This is a genomic window from Janthinobacterium sp. P210005, from assembly GCF_036231865.1.
Lineage (GTDB): Bacteria > Pseudomonadota > Gammaproteobacteria > Burkholderiales > Burkholderiaceae_D > Janthinobacterium > Janthinobacterium kumbetense.
Window position 1 is genome coordinate 517,967 of the sequence record NZ_JAZARC010000002.1, and the last position, 16,647, is coordinate 534,613.

At 57.2% G+C, this 16,647-nt stretch carries 12 protein-coding genes and 1 tRNA gene; 5 read left to right on the plus strand and 8 right to left on the minus strand.

What is annotated here, in order from left to right:
• Positions 1-8: 8 nt before the first annotated feature.
• Genes VPH40_RS12335 through VPH40_RS12350 form a run of 4 tightly spaced genes read right to left on the minus strand, consistent with a single transcriptional unit; the run spans position 9 to position 6,275 of the window.
• Positions 9-2,012 (minus strand): site-specific DNA-methyltransferase, encoded by a 2,004-nt coding sequence (locus VPH40_RS12335; RefSeq protein WP_328573565.1) that lies wholly within the window; start codon positions 2,010-2,012, stop codon positions 9-11.
• A gap of 26 nt (positions 2,013-2,038) precedes the next feature.
• Positions 2,039-2,854: a DUF4391 domain-containing protein gene (locus VPH40_RS12340; protein ID WP_328573566.1), complete on the minus strand. Its 816-nt coding sequence runs from the start codon at positions 2,852-2,854 to the stop codon at positions 2,039-2,041.
• Positions 2,851-6,048 (minus strand): helicase-related protein, encoded by a 3,198-nt coding sequence (locus tag VPH40_RS12345; RefSeq protein ID WP_328573567.1) that lies wholly within the window; start codon positions 6,046-6,048, stop codon positions 2,851-2,853. The genes VPH40_RS12340 and VPH40_RS12345 overlap by 4 nt, the downstream gene beginning before the upstream one ends.
• Entirely contained in the window at positions 6,045-6,275 is a 231-nt protein-coding gene (locus VPH40_RS12350) for a helix-turn-helix domain-containing protein (RefSeq protein ID WP_328573568.1), read from the minus strand. Before VPH40_RS12350 ends, VPH40_RS12345 begins: the two co-directional genes overlap by 4 nt.
• A gap of 507 nt (positions 6,276-6,782) precedes the next feature.
• Between VPH40_RS12350 and VPH40_RS12355 the strand changes: the two genes are divergently transcribed.
• The 4 genes from VPH40_RS12355 to VPH40_RS12370 all read left to right on the plus strand — a co-directional run bounded on the left by VPH40_RS12355 (position 6,783) and on the right by VPH40_RS12370 (position 11,618).
• Positions 6,783-7,469 (plus strand): hypothetical protein, encoded by a 687-nt coding sequence (locus VPH40_RS12355; RefSeq protein WP_328573569.1) that lies wholly within the window; start codon positions 6,783-6,785, stop codon positions 7,467-7,469.
• Positions 7,469-9,223, plus strand: a complete 1,755-nt coding sequence (locus VPH40_RS12360) for a DNA polymerase (RefSeq protein WP_328573570.1) — start codon at positions 7,469-7,471, stop codon at positions 9,221-9,223. Before VPH40_RS12355 ends, VPH40_RS12360 begins: the two co-directional genes overlap by 1 nt.
• Positions 9,220-9,588: a hypothetical protein gene (locus VPH40_RS12365; RefSeq protein ID WP_328573571.1), complete on the plus strand. Its 369-nt coding sequence runs from the start codon at positions 9,220-9,222 to the stop codon at positions 9,586-9,588. Before VPH40_RS12360 ends, VPH40_RS12365 begins: the two co-directional genes overlap by 4 nt.
• A 1,235-nt stretch (positions 9,589-10,823) precedes the next feature.
• Positions 10,824-11,618 (plus strand): hypothetical protein, encoded by a 795-nt coding sequence (locus VPH40_RS12370; protein WP_328573572.1) that lies wholly within the window; start codon positions 10,824-10,826, stop codon positions 11,616-11,618.
• Positions 11,619-11,780: 162 nt separating this feature from the next.
• On the opposite strand, the gene VPH40_RS27930 is transcribed toward VPH40_RS12370, so the two are convergent.
• The 3 genes from VPH40_RS27930 to VPH40_RS12380 form a co-directional block, all read right to left on the minus strand.
• Positions 11,781-12,014, minus strand: coding sequence for a helix-turn-helix transcriptional regulator (locus tag VPH40_RS27930; protein WP_442906641.1), 234 nt, complete (start codon positions 12,012-12,014; stop codon positions 11,781-11,783).
• A 62-nt stretch (positions 12,015-12,076) separates the two neighbouring features.
• The gene (locus VPH40_RS12375) at positions 12,077-13,351 is read right to left on the minus strand and encodes a tyrosine-type recombinase/integrase (protein ID WP_328573573.1); all 1,275 of its coding nucleotides are present in this window, start codon (positions 13,349-13,351) and stop codon (positions 12,077-12,079) included.
• A 113-nt stretch (positions 13,352-13,464) separates the two neighbouring features.
• A tRNA-Arg gene (locus VPH40_RS12380) sits at positions 13,465-13,540 on the minus strand.
• Positions 13,541-13,739: 199 nt separating this feature from the next.
• On the opposite strand from VPH40_RS12380, the gene VPH40_RS12385 reads away from it, so the two are divergent.
• On the plus strand, positions 13,740-14,303 hold the full coding sequence (locus tag VPH40_RS12385; RefSeq protein ID WP_099665866.1) for a c-type cytochrome: 564 nt from the start codon (positions 13,740-13,742) through the stop codon (positions 14,301-14,303).
• 137 nt (positions 14,304-14,440) lie between these two features.
• Here VPH40_RS12385 and VPH40_RS12390 read toward each other — a convergent pair whose 3' ends face one another.
• Positions 14,441-16,516, minus strand: a complete 2,076-nt coding sequence (locus VPH40_RS12390) for a M13 family metallopeptidase (RefSeq protein WP_305053731.1) — start codon at positions 16,514-16,516, stop codon at positions 14,441-14,443.
• Between the last annotated feature and the right edge of the window lie 131 nt (positions 16,517-16,647).

A 16,647-nucleotide genomic window follows, 5' to 3' on the forward strand; every position in this document is an offset into this window, starting at 1 on the left:
GCGTCCCTTCAAAGACTGCGAACGGTCTGGATACCGTTCTGCGCCAGGATCGCCGCAAGATTGGTCTTGGCAACGTCATCGGCAAATGCACTGTCACGGAACACGCAGGTCGTGTCGCCAGATGGCGCGACTTCTTTGTGAAAATTGATAATGCCTTGGGCCAACGGCTCGATGTCCCCGGCTGCAATTGTCGTAGACAAGCAGGCAATGAGAACGCCGCCGCCAACTGAATGCAGTTTCTTGCCTGCTACCACTCGCTGAGTGATTGGCACGCAAAGATCCAGTCCGAGCTTAATTAGCAACTCGTACAGAACATCGTCCTCGGACCGACCAACTACGATGCTATCTTGATGGTCGAAAAGCGACCGTTCAAGATCGACGGGCGCGGGATCCCAGGCTCTGATATTTGAATAGTCGAGCTTAAAGACTCGAAAGCCAAAATCGAGCGTAGGCGAAGGGACCGAAAGCTGGATGTTCTTCCCGGCTCGACGCAAGCGTTCCTTGGTTATTTCAGCAAGATTTCTTGGGGCGCCCAAAGCATCACAAAGCTGAACGGCTGCCTTCTGATCCTTATCTGACTCATTCAGCGGCTCAGGTAGTTGGACCAGAACAAACTTGCGTTCAACAGAATCTTTGGCGTTCAATTTCCATACCGCTTTGGCCGTCGCCCCAGAGCCAGCAAAAAAATCGACAACGAGATCACCAGAATCCTTCAACAGAAATGGCAAGAATGCCTCATATAGTCGAACAGGCTTCGGGTTTGTAAAAACCTTTCCTTCTTTGGGGAAGTCTTCCTTTAGATCATACGCACCCAGCCTGCCGTCCAACTCCAACAGGCTGGAGAGCTTTTCCTTAAACTCCGATGCATATACCTTTAGTTCGATAATTTTAGAATGGTCCTCTCCGAATAATATGCGGCGTGCAGCCAGCAGCTCATCCATCGTTTGCTTCGGGAAACGATACCCCATCAAAGGTTGTTTACAAGGGAGTTTGGTGCCGGGGTGAATGACATCGTATCGATACCCTTCCCTTCCTGGGTTATGGACGCTTTGACTTCCGGTGTACACGCCACCTTCATCTATATACTTGTATCGATCTAGTGGCCATAGTTCCGCTTTGTGTTCGCGGAACCACTCGTCGTACGCATCTCGAAGAGCCTGGTCTTTGTATTTTTTTGATAGCGTTTCGCCGATCTGGATGAGCACATCCTTTACGTCAGAAATCGAGGATTTCCATTCGGAATCTATCTCGTCTTTCTTCTTTGCCACAACCAGCAGGTACTCATGCTCGGTGGCCACGTTTGTTGGATTATTGTCAGTGGCATTTTTCCAAACGATTGTGCCAACAATATTTTCCTCTCCAAATATGTCGCAGCAAATTAGACGAAGAGATGAGTATTCCCGTTCGTCGACCGAGATGAATATCACGCCGTTATCCCTCAGCAACCCCCGCGCAAGCTTCAGCCGCGGATACATCATACTCAGCCAATCGGTGTGGAAACGACCGCTTGCATCCGTGTTGCTGCTAATTTTTTTTCCGCCTTCCGCCTGACCAGTCAGCTCCAAATAATTCTTAATATTGTCCTGAAAATTATCGGGGTAGACGAAGTCCTTGCCAGTGTTATATGGTGGATCGATGTAAATTAGCTTTACTTTGTTCGCATAGCTCTTCTGCAGCAGCTTGAGCACTTCCAGGTTGTCACCCTCGATCATCACATTTCGGGTGCTACCCCATTCAACACTTTCTTCTGGGTGGGGTCGCAGCGTGCCGTTGCTGGGCGTAAGCGCCAATTGACGCGCCCGGCGTTTACCGTGCCAATTCAGGCCGTACTTCTCTTCGGCATCTGTAGCTGTCTGGTCGCCCACCAAAGCTTTGAGCACATCCACGTTGACAGCCACACCATCTGCTCCCTCGGTGATTAGCTCGGGGAACAGGGCCTTGAGTTGTTCGATGTTGCCCGCCACCAAGTCAGCTGACTTGGCCGCCGGTTGGGTTGCTTCTATTTTTTGCATCTAGATCTCCGTCATTTGCAGGGTAATCAAAGTTGTTCGCGTGCCGATGCCAGCTCGGTGCTGATGCGCTGGAGCGCGAGGTTTAAGTCCACCTGCCTAGCCATCTGTTTTTCCTTGACCGCAAGCGCGCGTAAGCGACTTGCCTCTTGCTCCAAGCGTTGGCAGGTGCGCAAGGTCTGGCGGCGTGCGGCAACCAAGTCCGGCGTTTCGGATTCGTTGAAGGTGCCGGTGTATTGCGACGCCTGCAAAGCAGTCAGGCAGTTCATCCAGCCTTGGTACAGGGTAAGCAAACTGGTTTGCGGCTGCCGGGATAGGGCCAGTGCATGAACGAACGGATGATCAGCTGTCAGGCCAAGTGCCATGTCCACCGTCACCGGTTCGCCGTCCAGCACTACCTTGCCGGCCTCGTTCTGTGCCCAGCGCTTGTGTGCTAGGGAGAGGTGCACGCCCTGCGGCGCGGCAAGCAGAAGCAGCAACGGATAAGGCACGGCGCGGTGTACTAGTTCAGCCAGGCGTGTAATGTTGACTGGCCGGGTGTGTTGACCTGCACGGGCTGCGCCAGCACCGTCACCCTGGGGGGCATTGCGCACGGTGATGCACAACACTGCCACCTCTGCATAATCGCGGCAATCGTCGCGGTATTCGGCCACGCCCACTGTGTTGGGCTTCAAGGCGGCAATCCACTGGATTTCTTCGATAGTGTCGTTGATGAGGTGCTTGTCTGCGCTGGTCGGGGCGCCGTTTTCGACCAGCATCTTTTTGGGGACACGCTGATCCACGCGGCAACTGGTCGGAAGACTCAGCGCAGAAAGCACCATGCCGGTCAGCGCCTGCTCCGTCACGCAGCGGTCCCCGGCAACACGACCATGAAGGCGAGCACCTCGAAGTCATTACTGCCGGCGAACTCACCCTTCATAGCATAGGTGCCGCCCGGCGAAAACAGGCTTGCCACGGCGCGTTCTTCGTTCTTACCCACCACCGACGCCACTGCGGCGGCAAGCAGTTTCTGGGCGTGGCGCATATCCTCGCCTTGACGTGTGTCCTTGTCGAATACGGCGCAGGCGCCGTCATCGGGCAGCTCGCGGCCGAGGGCTAGGCGCTTGAGCCGGTCCAGAATACGCTTGGCTTGGGGGTATGGCAGCAGCACGGCGCCATCGTCGCCAACGTGGGCCAAATAGATCGGCGCGAGCGGGTAGTCGGATTGCTGCCCTTCGGCCGGGACTGCACTTTCGGCCCGCAGGCAGAAGATGACGCCCGGCGCAATATCGGCGTCGATGCTGGTGGTGACGGCGTACGTGCCCAGCGACAGGCTGTCGAGTTGGCCCGGATGCTCTTTGATGTACTGTGCCAGGTCGATGCGGAAGTCGGTCAGTGTGAGATCAGTAATGGAAACACCGTTAGACAAGTCTTCCATGTCGATGACCGTGTCCTGCAGCTTAAGCAACTGCTTGCGCCGGTACTCCAGATCGTTCATCGGGTTGCCCGACTGCTGCTCGATAAGATTTTCCTCACCAGTGGCAGAAACATCAAGCAACACCATGCGCCCGCTGACGCGCTGCTCTAGACCGATGTACTCTTCCAATTCCATGTTAGGCCAGAAGTTGACCAACTGAATGTTCTGGTTAGGCGAGCCGATGCGGTCGATACGACCGAAGCGTTGGATAATACGAACCGGGTTCCAATGGATGTCGTAGTTGACAAGCCAGTCGCAGTCCTGCAAGTTCTGTCCTTCGGAGATGCAGTCGGTAGCGATGAGCAAATTGATTTCCCCTTCGGCAGCTAGATCTGCTGGGCGCTCCTTCGCACGCGGCGCGAACGCCGATAGCACGCTACTCATGCTCTTGCGCAAACCCGGTAGGGTGGTCTGTATGCCAGCACTGCCGGTAATCAACCCAGCGTCGATGCCCAGCGCGCTCTTGGCCCAGGGCGCAAGGTTGGCATATAGATATTTCGCAGTGTCCGAAAATGCGGTGAAGACAATTATTTTACGGTTACCGGCGTTAATCGGCTCGCGGCACTTCCGCTCAATCATCGCACGCAGCTGGGACAACTTGGCGTCTCGTGTAGTATCCACTTGCTGTGCGGCCGCCAGCAGCGTGGCCAAGCGGTTGCGGTCCTCAATCAGGTCTTGTTTCCAGCGGATGAGGTCTACGTCAGTAAGCAATACCTTAACCTTACGCCCGACCAGCAGGGATTCGAAGGCAGGGTCGTCGATATCCACGTCGGCAATATCAATTTCTTCGACGCCCTCGTCATGGTTTTCGATGTGGGCCAGCACGGCTTCGACGTCCTTGAGCTGCCGCTGAACCGTTAGCGCAAATGAGGACACGGCGCTCTCCATGCGCTTGAGCACATTGACCCTCAGCAGGTGGATCAAGCTCTCTTCGCGGTCAGCCTGCCGAAAGAAACTCTCACCGCCCCGAATTTCGGTGCTGTACTTGGCATCATAGGCGGCCTGCTTGTGCGGCAGCACATAGCGCAGTGGCGCGTAGCTGGCTAGGTTCAGGCGCCGAATTTCAAGGTTGATATCCTTGATAGCCCTGAACTGGCCCGCCAGGTCCACGTCGGCTTTAATGTTGATTGGAGGCAGCCGGCCCGGAAACTTGCCGGTCTCGGCCGTACCGTAATACTTTTCTATATGCCGGCGCGAACGCGCGATGGTCAAGTGATCTAGGAGAGTGAAGTAGTCGAAGCCCAACATTTCCACCAGATGGCCCGGCGTACGCTCGGCTTCGTCCATTTCCAGCCAGCGATTAAACTGGATTTGGGCCTTACGGATGGTCTGTTCGATGCTGTCGATGCCATGTTCCAGCAAAGCCGTGTCATCGCCTTCAGTGACGAAGGCGATCTGGTTCTTCAAGTCCGCCAGGCGGTTGTTCACAGGTGTGGCGGACAACATTAGGACGCGTGTCTTTACGCCTTCCTTGATGACCTTACGCATGAGCCGGTCGTACCGCGTCTCGGTGCCCTGACGCGGTGATTTCTTGTTGCGAAAATTGTGCGACTCGTCAATAACCACTAGATCGTAGTTGCCCCAGTTCACATTGCTTAGGTCGATGTCGCCCGACGTGCCACTATCACGCGATAAATCGGTATGGTTCAGGACATCGTAATTAAACCGGTCTGCCGCCAGTATGTTGCGCTTGTCGTTAGCCTTATAGAGCGTCCAATTGTCGCGCAAGCGCTTGGGCGCGAGCACAAGAACGCGGTCATTGCGTAGTTCGTGGTACTTTATGATTGCTAGGGCTTCGAAGGTCTTGCCCAGGCCTACGCTGTCCGCAATGATGCAGCCGCCGAAGCGGGCTAGCTTGTCGATGGCACCAACGACACCATCGCGTTGGAATTTAAACAGCTTCTTCCACACCACCGTGTTGCGAATTCCGGTGGCCGACTTGACGATTTGCTCCTCGTCCATCTCGTCGCCCCTGCTCCCAAACAAATGGTTCAAGATGAAGGCGTAGAGCGTGAATGGTGCGCGGTGTTGGCCCATGCCCTGAAGGGCTTCAACCAGCGCTGGCCGGCTATCTGGCTGCGCTTGCAGCGCAGCCCATTGCTGATCAAGCCAGCGGGCGAGCTGCGCGGCTTCTTCTGCCGACTCCGATGCTTGGATCAGGCTCAGAGGGTTGCCTGGCGTCAGGCCCAGGCCGTCCGTACTGAATGCGAACGAGCCCAACACCACCTGATCGGCAGTGCCGTCCGGCGCACGCATGACGGCGGCACCCTGCGGGACGGGGCCATTTGCACGACGTAGCTCGACCTTGCCATTGAGCCACGTCGCGCACTGGTTAGCTAACCACCTGGATTGCAACCGATTGCGTGCGGCGCGGTCACCTTCGCGGCCGAGGAAATCGAGCCCGTCATCGACCGGGGGAAGAATGAGTTGCACCCCATCCAGCTTGGCGAACGCTTCACGTAATTCGGCGAATGCAAACAGCGAGAACGACGGAGTCACGCAACCAAGCTGATGTCCAGGCTCCAGATGCGGGCGGATGAGGTCAATGACGCGGTCTGAACCGCTGTTATGGATCAGCTTCACGTGTCTTTTCCCTCTCCCTTTGCATTTTTTTCATCGGCGGTTGTTGCCGCCGCAGACTGCGCAGCTATCCACCCATCAATATCCACCCTCTTGAAACGCCAATTCGCCCCAACCTTGAAGCCAGGCAGACGGCGCTCAACCGCCAGGCGATACACGGTACGTTGATTAACCCGCAGGTAGTCGGCGACTTCCTTGACGGTCATGACGCTGTCAAACGGAATATTCATAAACGCGTTGGATTTCGTTGAAGGTGGATTTTACGTAAAGCAGTACAAGACAGTCTAACATGTAGTAAGCCTGTCTAGATTTTTGTCCGTGGTGACTTTCAGAGCTCACTCTAGTGATTGCGGATCGGCGGAGTGGTTATTGTGCTGTATTGGAAGCTGCCCACAATGTTAAGGAAAGACTCAGACGAGTCCATCCGTCGCTAGCATCGGCGAATCCGCCTTTGAATACCTAGTTGCAGCATTCGGCTGGGGGTATCTTGTATTTATACAATACATTTCTTATTAGATTGGTCAGGTGCGGCTTGGGTCCACAGGTCGGTGTAGGGAGGCGCCACAGGTCTGCGGCTGAATGAGGCAGCACAGGAAGTGGGATTGTAACGATATGTAACACGTATAAAATATCAGGGGGGGTGGTGACTAGACAATTTATCAGACGCCTATCGCTCAGTACCTCACCCGTACTGCGGCAAGGCTTTGACAATGCGCCAGCGATGCTGGATTACAACTTTGCCCATTCTCGTCACTATGTCAAAAACTACTGCCCAAACCACTTCCACCACTACATCCGCTGTACAGGACAACATTGCAGCAACTGAATCCAACGCTTTCGGCGCCGTCCTGCCAGCTTTCCAGATCGGCTCCCACGGGGAGTTGGACCTAACTACCCTATGCTTGCCACAAAATTTCGGCGCCGTGTCCGGGGTAAAAAAAGTACTGACCACCGTACCGGTTCGCAAGCCGGGCAATCAGACGTTTGTTCGCGTCCATCCAAGTGACGAATGGCGTCAAAGCGCCCTTGTCCTACAACTCAAAGAGGACGGTGAATGCTATTTCGTGCACCCTAGTCTTTATGGCGAGCTGGCGTCGGAGGTGCGCCCAAAAATGCTTTACACCTATGTCACCCGTGATGGCAATACCGCACTTTGGCCGGTGAACCTCCCGGGCGAGGATGGACGGCTTGATAGCTGGTCACAATCTGCGCACGAAGGTGCCAAGCGCGCCGAAATCAACTGGGCGAGGCTCGTCGCCAATCGGACGGTCGGCGCCTACGATATTTATGAGGCGTCATCCCTCGCCGATGAGCCCATGTGGCCAGAAAAGTCGTTCAAGGAAATCCTGTCGCTCGCGTTTAAAGACCGCCTCATTATGTCCCTCGACCACCCCATCGTAAAACGCCTGCGCGGGGAAATTTGATGGTACTCAACGCATTCAGCCAGGTCTGGATAGTCGATTTCGAGTTCCGGGCAGCTCCTGGTGAGCTGCCCGATCCCGTGTGCCTGGTGGCGTACGAAGTCCACAGTGGCAAGCGATTGCTGTTGTGGGAGGATGAGCTCAAGTCGCAGCCCTGCCCCTTCTCAACTGAACCCGATTCAGTTGTCATCGCGTATTACGCCTCGGCAGAGATGGGCTGCCATCTCGCATTGGGTTGGCCACTGCCGGCCAACGTCATAGACCTCTATGCTGAGTTCCGAGTAGAGACCAATGGTATGATGCTACCCGTCAGCAATGGCCTGCTCGGCGCCTTGGAGTTCTACGGTCACAATGGCATCACGGCGTTGGAAAAGGATGCGATGCGCGAACTCATCCTGCGCGGTGGTGAATATAGCGTGATGGAGCGCAAAGGCATCCTGGACTATTGCGAGTCAGACGTTGTGGCAACGATAAAATTGTTGACCGCCATGCAGCCTGTAATCGGCGAGCCCCAGCGCCTGCAACACGCGCTGCTGCGGGGACGTTACACCAAGGCCGTCGCACATATCGAGAACGCCGGGGTACCAATCGACGGAGCACTGCTCGGGCAACTACGCCGCCATTGGAGCAGCCTGCAAAACCGGCTGATTGCCCGAGTCGATGAAGGCTATCGGGTGTACGACGGCCGCACCTTCAAATTGGACCGATTTGCCGATTACCTACAGCGCCAGGGCATTGCTTGGCCGCGCCTACCCACAGGGCGCCTGGCATTGGACGATGACACCTTCGATGAGCAGTGCAAGTCCCATCCCCAATTGCGCCCGCTCAAGGAGCTGCGCAAGGCCCTGGGGCAATTGCGCCTAAGCGACCTGGCTGTTGGTGCCGACAACCGCAACCGAGCACTGATGTCCATGTTCCGATCCAAAACGGGTCGGAACCAGCCTTCAAACGCGAAGTTCGTCTTCGGCTTGTCGTCCTGGCTGCGCGGTCTCATCAAGCCAGCGCCTGGCCACGGGCTGGCGTACGTGGACTGGAGTCAGCAGGAATTTGGCATCGCGGCTGCGCTATCGGGCGACATGAAGATGCGGGATGCCTATCTGTCTGGAGACCCCTATCTGGCGTTTGCCCGTCAGGCCGGCGCGGTGCCGGCCGGTGCGACCAAAGCCACCCACGCCGCAGAGCGCGAGCAGTTCAAAGCCTGCGTCTTGGCGGTGCAATACGGGATGCAGGAAGAGTCATTGGCGCGGCGTATTCAGCAACCGCCCGTGTATGCGCGCGAGCTGCTGAAGATGCACCGGCGCACTTACCGCCAATTTTGGGAGTGGTCGGACGGCGTACGCGACTATGCACTGGCGAAACGGCGACTGTGGACTGTGTTTGGCTGGGTCTTGCACGTCGAGGACAAAGCAAACTCCCGCTCACTGTGCAACTTCCCAATGCAAGCGAATGGTAGCGAAATGCTGCGCCTGGCATGCTGCTTGGCAACCGAGGCGGGTATCCGGATCGTGGCGCCAGTCCACGATGCGGTGCTCATCGAAGCGCCCCTGGCTGAGCTTGCGGCTAGAACGGCACAGATGCAGGAGCTTATGCGCCGGGCCAGCGCTATGGTGTTGGGCGGCTTCGAGCTGCGCTCGGACGCCAAGCTGATTGAGGCACCCGACCGCTATTGCGACGAGCGGGGCAGCATCATGTGGGACCTGGTTCAGGAGCTGCTACAACAGGAGGCAGCAACCGTGCCGCACGAAAGGGAAACATGACTGCCACAGCCGGTGAACGGAGACTCGTATGGAACCCGGCTACTCAACAATATAAACCGGCCATGCCGGAGGTTGATAGCGTTAAGCCCGCAGGCTTCATCAAGGGGCCCCTGCCGCTTGACTGGATGCATCAGACGGCGCGAATGCCGGGCAAGGCCCTGCACGTGGCGCTGACGCTCTGGTATTTATCCGGCTTGCAAAAGTCGCAGACTGTGAAGCTCACGTCCAAGCCGCTAGTAGCGATGGGGGTGTCCCGGGATGCCAAGTACGAAGCTTTAGCGCGCCTCATCGCCGCAGGCTTGGTCGCTGTGGACCAGAAACCGGGCCAGGCACCAATCGTCACAATAAAAAACAGCGTAGCGTAACCAGTAACGTTCAATCGAGGGGCGCTTTCGAAGCCCCTCTCGGTTCTTTTCGCGTGACAAATCAGCTGGACCAGTCATCAAAAATTCCACTACTGATGTCACTGCCGCACGGTGTCCAGTCTACTTCAAATGTGTGAAGGTCTATTCCGTAAGGGTTGCCTGCAACATCAAGTCCGCTCATTTGCCCGTCGATCATGGCCAAACCGGTGGCAGGGTTCGTGGTCGTCACGTCGAGTGCAGAGGATGCCGTGACGTCCCCGACATCTCCAAACAGCCAATTCCATATTGACATTATTTCCTCCCTCACATGATTCATCGTAGGGCCAGCTTCCTAGATTTAGAGGCGGAATTGGCCGTTGGCTTGGTGATTTTCGCACCGAACCCAGTTCGGTGCTTACCGTGTTTTCTGAGTTCGTTGCTGACCAAGGAAATAAGCCGGTGCAAATGGTGGACCCGAGGCCGCAGTCCGACAGGAACCGGGCGCATGGCCACCGAAGCGGCTTGCCACTTGCGACCGGCGGACCTTGGCCCAAGTTCACCCAGCTAACCGACGGACTCGGATGCAGAGGCAACTGAGCGCAACTCGGAGGGCGCGCAGTACATTTCCGCGAACGGACTGGCGCCAGCCTGTGCGGTCGCGGGCACGTGCGAGATGCTGCAGGCAGCGCGCATCCTGTAAATGACAGCTAACGCTGCAAAACAGGACAGTGGGCGCCACGCGGCGCGTGGGGCAAGGCGTCCAGCCGCAGCCTGCGATGGAGCGAGCGGCCCCAGCCGCCCGACAGCGCACGGGAGGGAGCCGCAAGGCGCGCACCGGCAGGTCGTAGACCGTCGCCGAGTGCGAGGTGTCCCCAAGGACGCCGGTGCCGAAGTGGGAGGCGCAGCCTCGCGCCCCAAGCCGGAGGCGCGGGAAACCGGGTCTAGTCGCAGCGCAGCCAGACCGCAGCCCGCAACGCGTCCAGCGTGAAGGGGAGAGCCGGTTTCCCGCGCCTGGAGTCGCCCGCCAGGGCGGGGTACGAAAGGGGAGGGGCGCCGGCATCTAACGACATGGAGAGCGTACAGCGAACCAAGCGCTCGCCAGGCGTCCAGCCTGGTTTAAGAGCGCTGTGCCGTTTCAACCGCGCCAGCGGCTGACCTAATTGACTGTTCGCAATCCCTGTTCGTGCCCCGGCCAATGGGCTATCGAACCGGGGGGGGTTGTTGCTATACGCAGAGAAACAACACGAAAGACGAAAATGAAACGAGTAGACGGACGGGCCCAGGCCCGAGAAAACGAGATGCGGATCTTACGGGCTCTGCATCGCTTTGGGTGGCTGCGTACACGGGATATCGCGGCGCTGGTCTGGACACGCTGGGCCAGTAAACCGGTATCGGTGCCTGGTCTGGCGCCAGCAGCCTGGACGGCCAGCGCTTTGCGAATGGCGCAAAGGACACTACGGCGGATGCGGGCTGACCGACTACTATTACAAGCACGAGGGCCGGACGGAAGCATTGTTTATGCAATAGCGGAAGCCGGCGCACGAGCCTTGCAGTCGGCCGACGTGCCAGCGACAAGCGGCAAGGACGGCGTGCGGAACTTCAGCAGTGGGTATTTCCGACATCGCTGTATCGCCAACGAGCTGGCTATCATCGGCATCGTTCAAGGATTCAGGGTTTCGACGGAAAGAGAGATTGCTCGTGGCCTGTGGGCCGGTGGCGAGGTTGGGATTGCAGGCAAGAAGCCCGATGCGCTCTGGCGCAACGGAAATCGATGGAACTGGTTCGAGGTGGAGCGCAGCAGGCGCAATGCCCGAGACTACGCGCAGCTGCGCGCCTGGCTTGTGCATCTGCGCGGCCGCCTGCGGCCAGAGCTGGGCGCCGATCTGGCCGGAGGTATCGTCCTTGAAAGAGTCGTGTTTGTCTGCACGACACAGTTCAAGAACAAGCTGCTTCGAGATTTAGCTGCCCAGAACTGGCCTGCAACCGAAGTTCAAAAATTGGTGGTTTTCGAAACGTTGCTATACAAGTTTGAGGACATTAATTTCTGTTGATAAGACCGGGACGGATAGTGGCTGGCACCGTTCATTCAAACCTTATTCGTCGCGACACCAAATAAATCGTCGCGGCAACCGGCGGCTGCAGTGCTAGCCCCGCCGGTTCTTGTTGCCATTTACGCCTTGGCATTCGTAAATTTATGCCGACGCTGGACACGTTTAATATACGCATGACTTGCGCGGCCTACCGCGCTTAGCTGGTCCGTTCATCGCAAGTTTGCTCGTTACAGGCGCAGAACGCTCGATGTAGTGGACAAGTGCTGACTCGTCCCAAAGTAGCTTTCGGCCGAGCTGCCGGGGCTGGGGGAGCAAACCTTGCGACATGTAAGTTGTGATGGTCCGCACTGAAACCCGCAGTAGTGCGGCGACATCGGTTTTCGTTAGGTATTTCATAAAATTCGGGCTCCGCACGGTAGGTAATAACACCGTGTAGAACCCGAATTTTATTTTCTTCCTTACGTTGCCGGAATCATTTTTGCGGCCATGGGATCGGCTCCAAGACGCTCTGCAACCCGTGACGCATGGGGGTTAACATAGTGCCTTTGCAACGCGTCCTCACTGGTGTGTCCAGTAAACGCGATGACAGTTTGCAGAGAGGCATTAACCAGCTCAATCAATCGACTTACGGCTTCACGTCGAGTATCGTGGAGCCGAATGTCGCGCAGTCCGGCACGGTCAGCGGCTCTGCGGAGCGCTTGCGAAATACCGCTTGGAGTGATTTTGAAGATGCGCCCACTTTTCTTGGGCCCGAGCCGGTGCAAAACGTCCACCAGCACTGGCAGAAGTGGCACTTGTCGCTCATTTGTCTTGGTTCGATTTCGGTGACCCGGCGCGCGAAGCAGCACCTCTGACCGAGCAAAGTTTACATCTTCCCAACACAAAGAACAGATTTCTGCCCGACGCAATGTCGTCGCCATCGCAACCAAAACAAATGCTATCTGCATCGACGACAGAAATGCCTTCAGCGCGCCAAAATCGTGGTCTTCAATCCGGACTTTGCGCGCAGCGGCAGGCGCTGGTAGTTCAATCCGCAGCAAGGGGTGTGCCGCGATCCAAGCCCCAACTTCCAACGGCTGGTCTTGGAAGTAGACCGTGACTGCACGACGAAGAAGCACGAGTTCGTGACGGATGGATTGCGAGGACACGGGAGCGAACAGCAGTTTTGGAACCACTTTACCTTCCTTCCTAGCCTTTGCACGCTCGTGCTTCGTCTGCACGGCACTCCCTACGTCGATTGGAGGCGGAATTCGTGCCCGACCAGTACCAAGTTGGCCGTTCTCGCGTTTTGTGCGCCATGCTCCAATTTCTTCGCGAGTAAGCTCACCTAGCCGGAAACGGCCGAACCATTCCTCAAGTTTATTCAATCGGGACTTAGTGGACTCAATGCTCCCGAGCTTGTGCAACTCTTTTTCGCGATAGCTTCCAATGATGTCACTAATGACAATGTTTCCCGGTCCTGGGCGGGTAGTCGCGACTACAGAGGCAAAGGCGTCAACGACATGCGAGACGCCACTGTCCATCTGCGGCTTGCCACCCGATTTGGAAACTTTTTCGGCACGAAGTTCACCGCGTCTACGCTTGGCCCAAGCAAGTCCAGCTTTGAACTCCGAGATATCAAACGTCGCTGACGATTTTGGAAGGGGGGAGACTTGAACAACAAACCGAAACGACCCGGAACGCTCCTCACAATAGATGTTCTGCTCAACAGCACCGATTTTTGATTTTTGCACTTGCAACTCCTCAGGATGATGGAGTGCAGTATTGAAACGCGTTTTATTTTCTCCCCAAAAGTGGGGATATTTCTCCCCAATCGCCACTAAACACCGCTAAGTGCTTGATTTTGTGGTGCGGCTGGCGGGGATCGAACCCACGACCCTTGGCTTCGGAGGCCAATACTCTATCCACTGAGCTACAGCCGCGTAGGGGGAATTTCTGAAGTGATGCGAAGGATACCGTTTTTCTTTACCTACGTCTACGGAAACTGTCGTATCGCTGGCAATTGCATGTCGCTGCTCAATTTTTGTGCCTATAATTGTGGGTTTCATAAAGGTTTACATACAAGCATGTAAAAATGCTACCTTACACGGCCATCAGTTTCAAATCTGGACTAAGGACATCATGAGCGACGCACATAACGAACAACAATCAGCGATCAAAACGCCTAAACAATTGCTTGCCGCCGTAGCTGGCTTCTTCCTCATCACCGTCATCGGCATCATCCTGCTGGTGCAGTTCGTCACGGCGCAAAAACTGACGGGCGCCGGTACGGACAGCCAGTCGCCGGAAGCCATCGCCGAGCGCCTGAGCCCAGTGGCCAACGCCGGCTTTACCTTCAAGGATGCCAGCGGTCCGAAAGTGCTGCAAAGCGGCGAAGCCGTCTACACGGCCACCTGCGTGGCTTGCCATGGCGCCGGCGTGGCCGGTGCACCGAAGTTTGGCGATGCGGGCAGTTGGTCGGCCCGCCTGGCCCAGGGCTACGATACGGTCCTGAAACACGCGATCGAAGGCTTGCGCGCGATGCCGGCCAAGGGCGGCAATCCCGACCTCGACGATGTGGAAGTGGCGCGCGCCGTCGTCTACATCGCCAACGCGTCGGGCGGCAAGTTCAAGGAACCGGAAGTGCCGGCACCTGCCGCTGCCGCTGACGGCGCCGCCGCACCAGCCGCGGAACCGGCCAAGTAAGCAGCGTCACACCCGTTTCCAGGAACCGCCCGCCAGGGCGGTTTTTTTTTACCCATCGTTTGCGCCAGATCACACGGCGTAAAAAAGCCGCCCGGCTTGCGCGGGGCGGCTGGCAACTTATGCCTGGTACAAGCGTCTTACCACATGATGACGCGGTCTTTCGGTGGCAGATACATCTTGTCGCCCGGTTTCACGTCAAACGCCTGGTAGAAGCCGGGCTGGTTGCGCATGGTGCCGTTGGCGCGGAACTGGCCTGGCGAGTGCGGGTCCGTTTTCAGCAAGACCAGTTGCTGCGCTTCGCGCATCTTCATGCGCCAAACCTGGGCAAAGCCCGCATAGAAGCGCTGCTCGCCCGTGAAACCGTCGATGACGGGGGCTTTCTTGCCATTGAGCGACAATTTGTACGCTTTATACGCGATTGCCACGCCGGAATTGTCGGCGATGTTCTCGCCCAGGGTCAGTTCGCCGTTGACGAAGTGGCCCTTGACGGGGCTGAAACTGTTGTACTGCGCCACCAGCTGCTTGGTTTTCTTGGCGAAGTTTTTATGGTCGGCCTTGGTCCACCAGTCGCGCAAGTTGCCGTCGCCGTCGTACTGGGCGCCCTGGTCGTCGAAGCCGTGGCTGATTTCATGGCCGATCACGCCGCCGATGGCGCCGTAGTTGACGGCGTCGTCCGCGTTGGCGTCGAAGAACGGCGCTTGCAGGATGGCGGCCGGGAAGACGATTTCATTCAGTTCCGGGTTGTAATAAGCATTCACGGTCTGCGGCGTCATGCCCCACTCGTCGCGGTCGATAGGCTGGCCCAGCTTGTTCAATTCGCGGTTGTAGTTGAGCAAGTGCGAACGCTGGATGTTGCCGATCAAATCGTCCGACGCCACCGTCAGGCCCGAGTAATCGCGCCATTTGTTCGGATAGCCGATCTTGGTGGTGAACTTGGACAGCTTGATCTGCGCCTGTTTCTTGGTGACGGGGCTCATCCAGTCCAGCTTGTCGATGCTTTGCTGGTAGGCCGTCATCAGGTTTTTCACCAGCGCTTCCATGCGCACCTTGCGCTCGGCCGGGAAATACTGCTCCACGTACAGTTGGCCCACGGCTTCGCCCAGCGCGCCTTCGACGGCGCCCACGCCGCGTTTCCAGCGCGGACGCATTTCCGTCACGCCCGTCAGGGTGGTGCCATAAAACGCGAAGTTTTCATCGACATACGCTTTCGGCAGGTAGCCGGCGTTGGCGTGCAGCAAGTGCCACTGGAAGTAGGCTTTCCACGTTTCCAGCGGCGTCTTGTTGGCGATCTCGGCAAAGCCCTTCAGGTAGCTGGGCTGGCTGACGATCACGTAATTGACCTTGCCGGCGATGCCCGTGTCCTTCAGGTAGCGGGCCCAGTCGTAGCCTGGCGCCACGGCGGCCAGTTTCGCCAGTTCCACCTTGTTGTAGGTCTTGACGGGATCGCGATTCTGCACATTGCTCCATTGCGCCTTGGCCAGTTCCGTTTCCAGCGCGAGGATGGCTTTCGCATTCGCGGCAGCGTTCGCGTCGCCGGCCAGGCTGAGCATTTTCTCCACGTGGGCCAGGTATTTGGCGCGCGTATCGGCCTTGCCTGCTTCCAGGTAGTAATCGCGGTCAGGCAAGCCCAGGCCGCTTTGCACGATGTCGGCCACGTATTTGGTGGAATCCTTGGCGTCCTGGTGGATGCCGAAGTCGTAAGGCGAGGTCACGCCCAGCTTGCTGAAGTGGGCGATTACGGCCGGCAATTCCGCCTTGTCCTGCAGCGCGGCGATCTTCGCCAGCTCCGCGTTCAACGGTGTCAGGCCCAGGCTTTCCAGCTTGGCTTCATCCATGAAGCTGTTATAAAAATCGCCGATTTTCTGGGCATTCGAACCGGCCGCGCGGGCCTTGTCGGCGGCGGCGCCTTCGACGATGCCGCGCAGCTGCGTTTGCGTATCGTCAGCCAGCTTGGCAAAGCTGCCCCAGCTCGACTTGTCGGCAGGAATGACCGTTTCCGCCAGCCATTTGCCATTCAGGTGCTGGAACAGGTCGTCCTGCGCGCGCACGGCAGGGTCGACGTATTCGACGGCGATGCCGGACGTCAGCGCGGCGGCGGCGACGGCCGTGGCGGGAGCGGCGGCGGCTTTCTTGGCCGTATCAGCGGCGCCAGCCATGCCGGACACGCCGGCCAGCAAACTCAGGGTCAATGCACTTAACAAATAACGATTCACGGTTGTCCTCTATATTGTATTGTGTGAAATATAAGGGTCAGAAGGCCCAGGGCTTCTGGCCCGGTTTTTGACTGTAGCATACCGGCCGAAACGACAGAAACAACTTTGACCGGAATGCAAAAAAGACCACG

Bases quoted from the DNA above. Each gene is read 5' to 3' on its own strand.
- VPH40_RS12385 (WP_099665866.1), top strand. From the start codon at position 13,740: ATGAGCGACGCACATAACGAACAACAATCAGCGATCAAAACGCCTAAA.
- VPH40_RS12370 (WP_328573572.1), top strand. From the start codon at position 10,824: ATGAAACGAGTAGACGGACGGGCCCAGGCCCGAGAAAACGAGATGCGG.
- VPH40_RS12360 (WP_328573570.1), top strand. From the start codon at position 7,469: ATGGTACTCAACGCATTCAGCCAGGTCTGGATAGTCGATTTCGAGTTC.
- VPH40_RS27930 (WP_442906641.1), bottom strand. From the start codon at position 12,014: ATGAAATACCTAACGAAAACCGATGTCGCCGCACTACTGCGGGTTTCA.
- VPH40_RS12335 (WP_328573565.1), bottom strand. From the start codon at position 2,012: ATGCAAAAAATAGAAGCAACCCAACCGGCGGCCAAGTCAGCTGACTTG.
- VPH40_RS12365 (WP_328573571.1), top strand. From the start codon at position 9,220: ATGACTGCCACAGCCGGTGAACGGAGACTCGTATGGAACCCGGCTACT.
- VPH40_RS12350 (WP_328573568.1), bottom strand. From the start codon at position 6,275: ATGAATATTCCGTTTGACAGCGTCATGACCGTCAAGGAAGTCGCCGAC.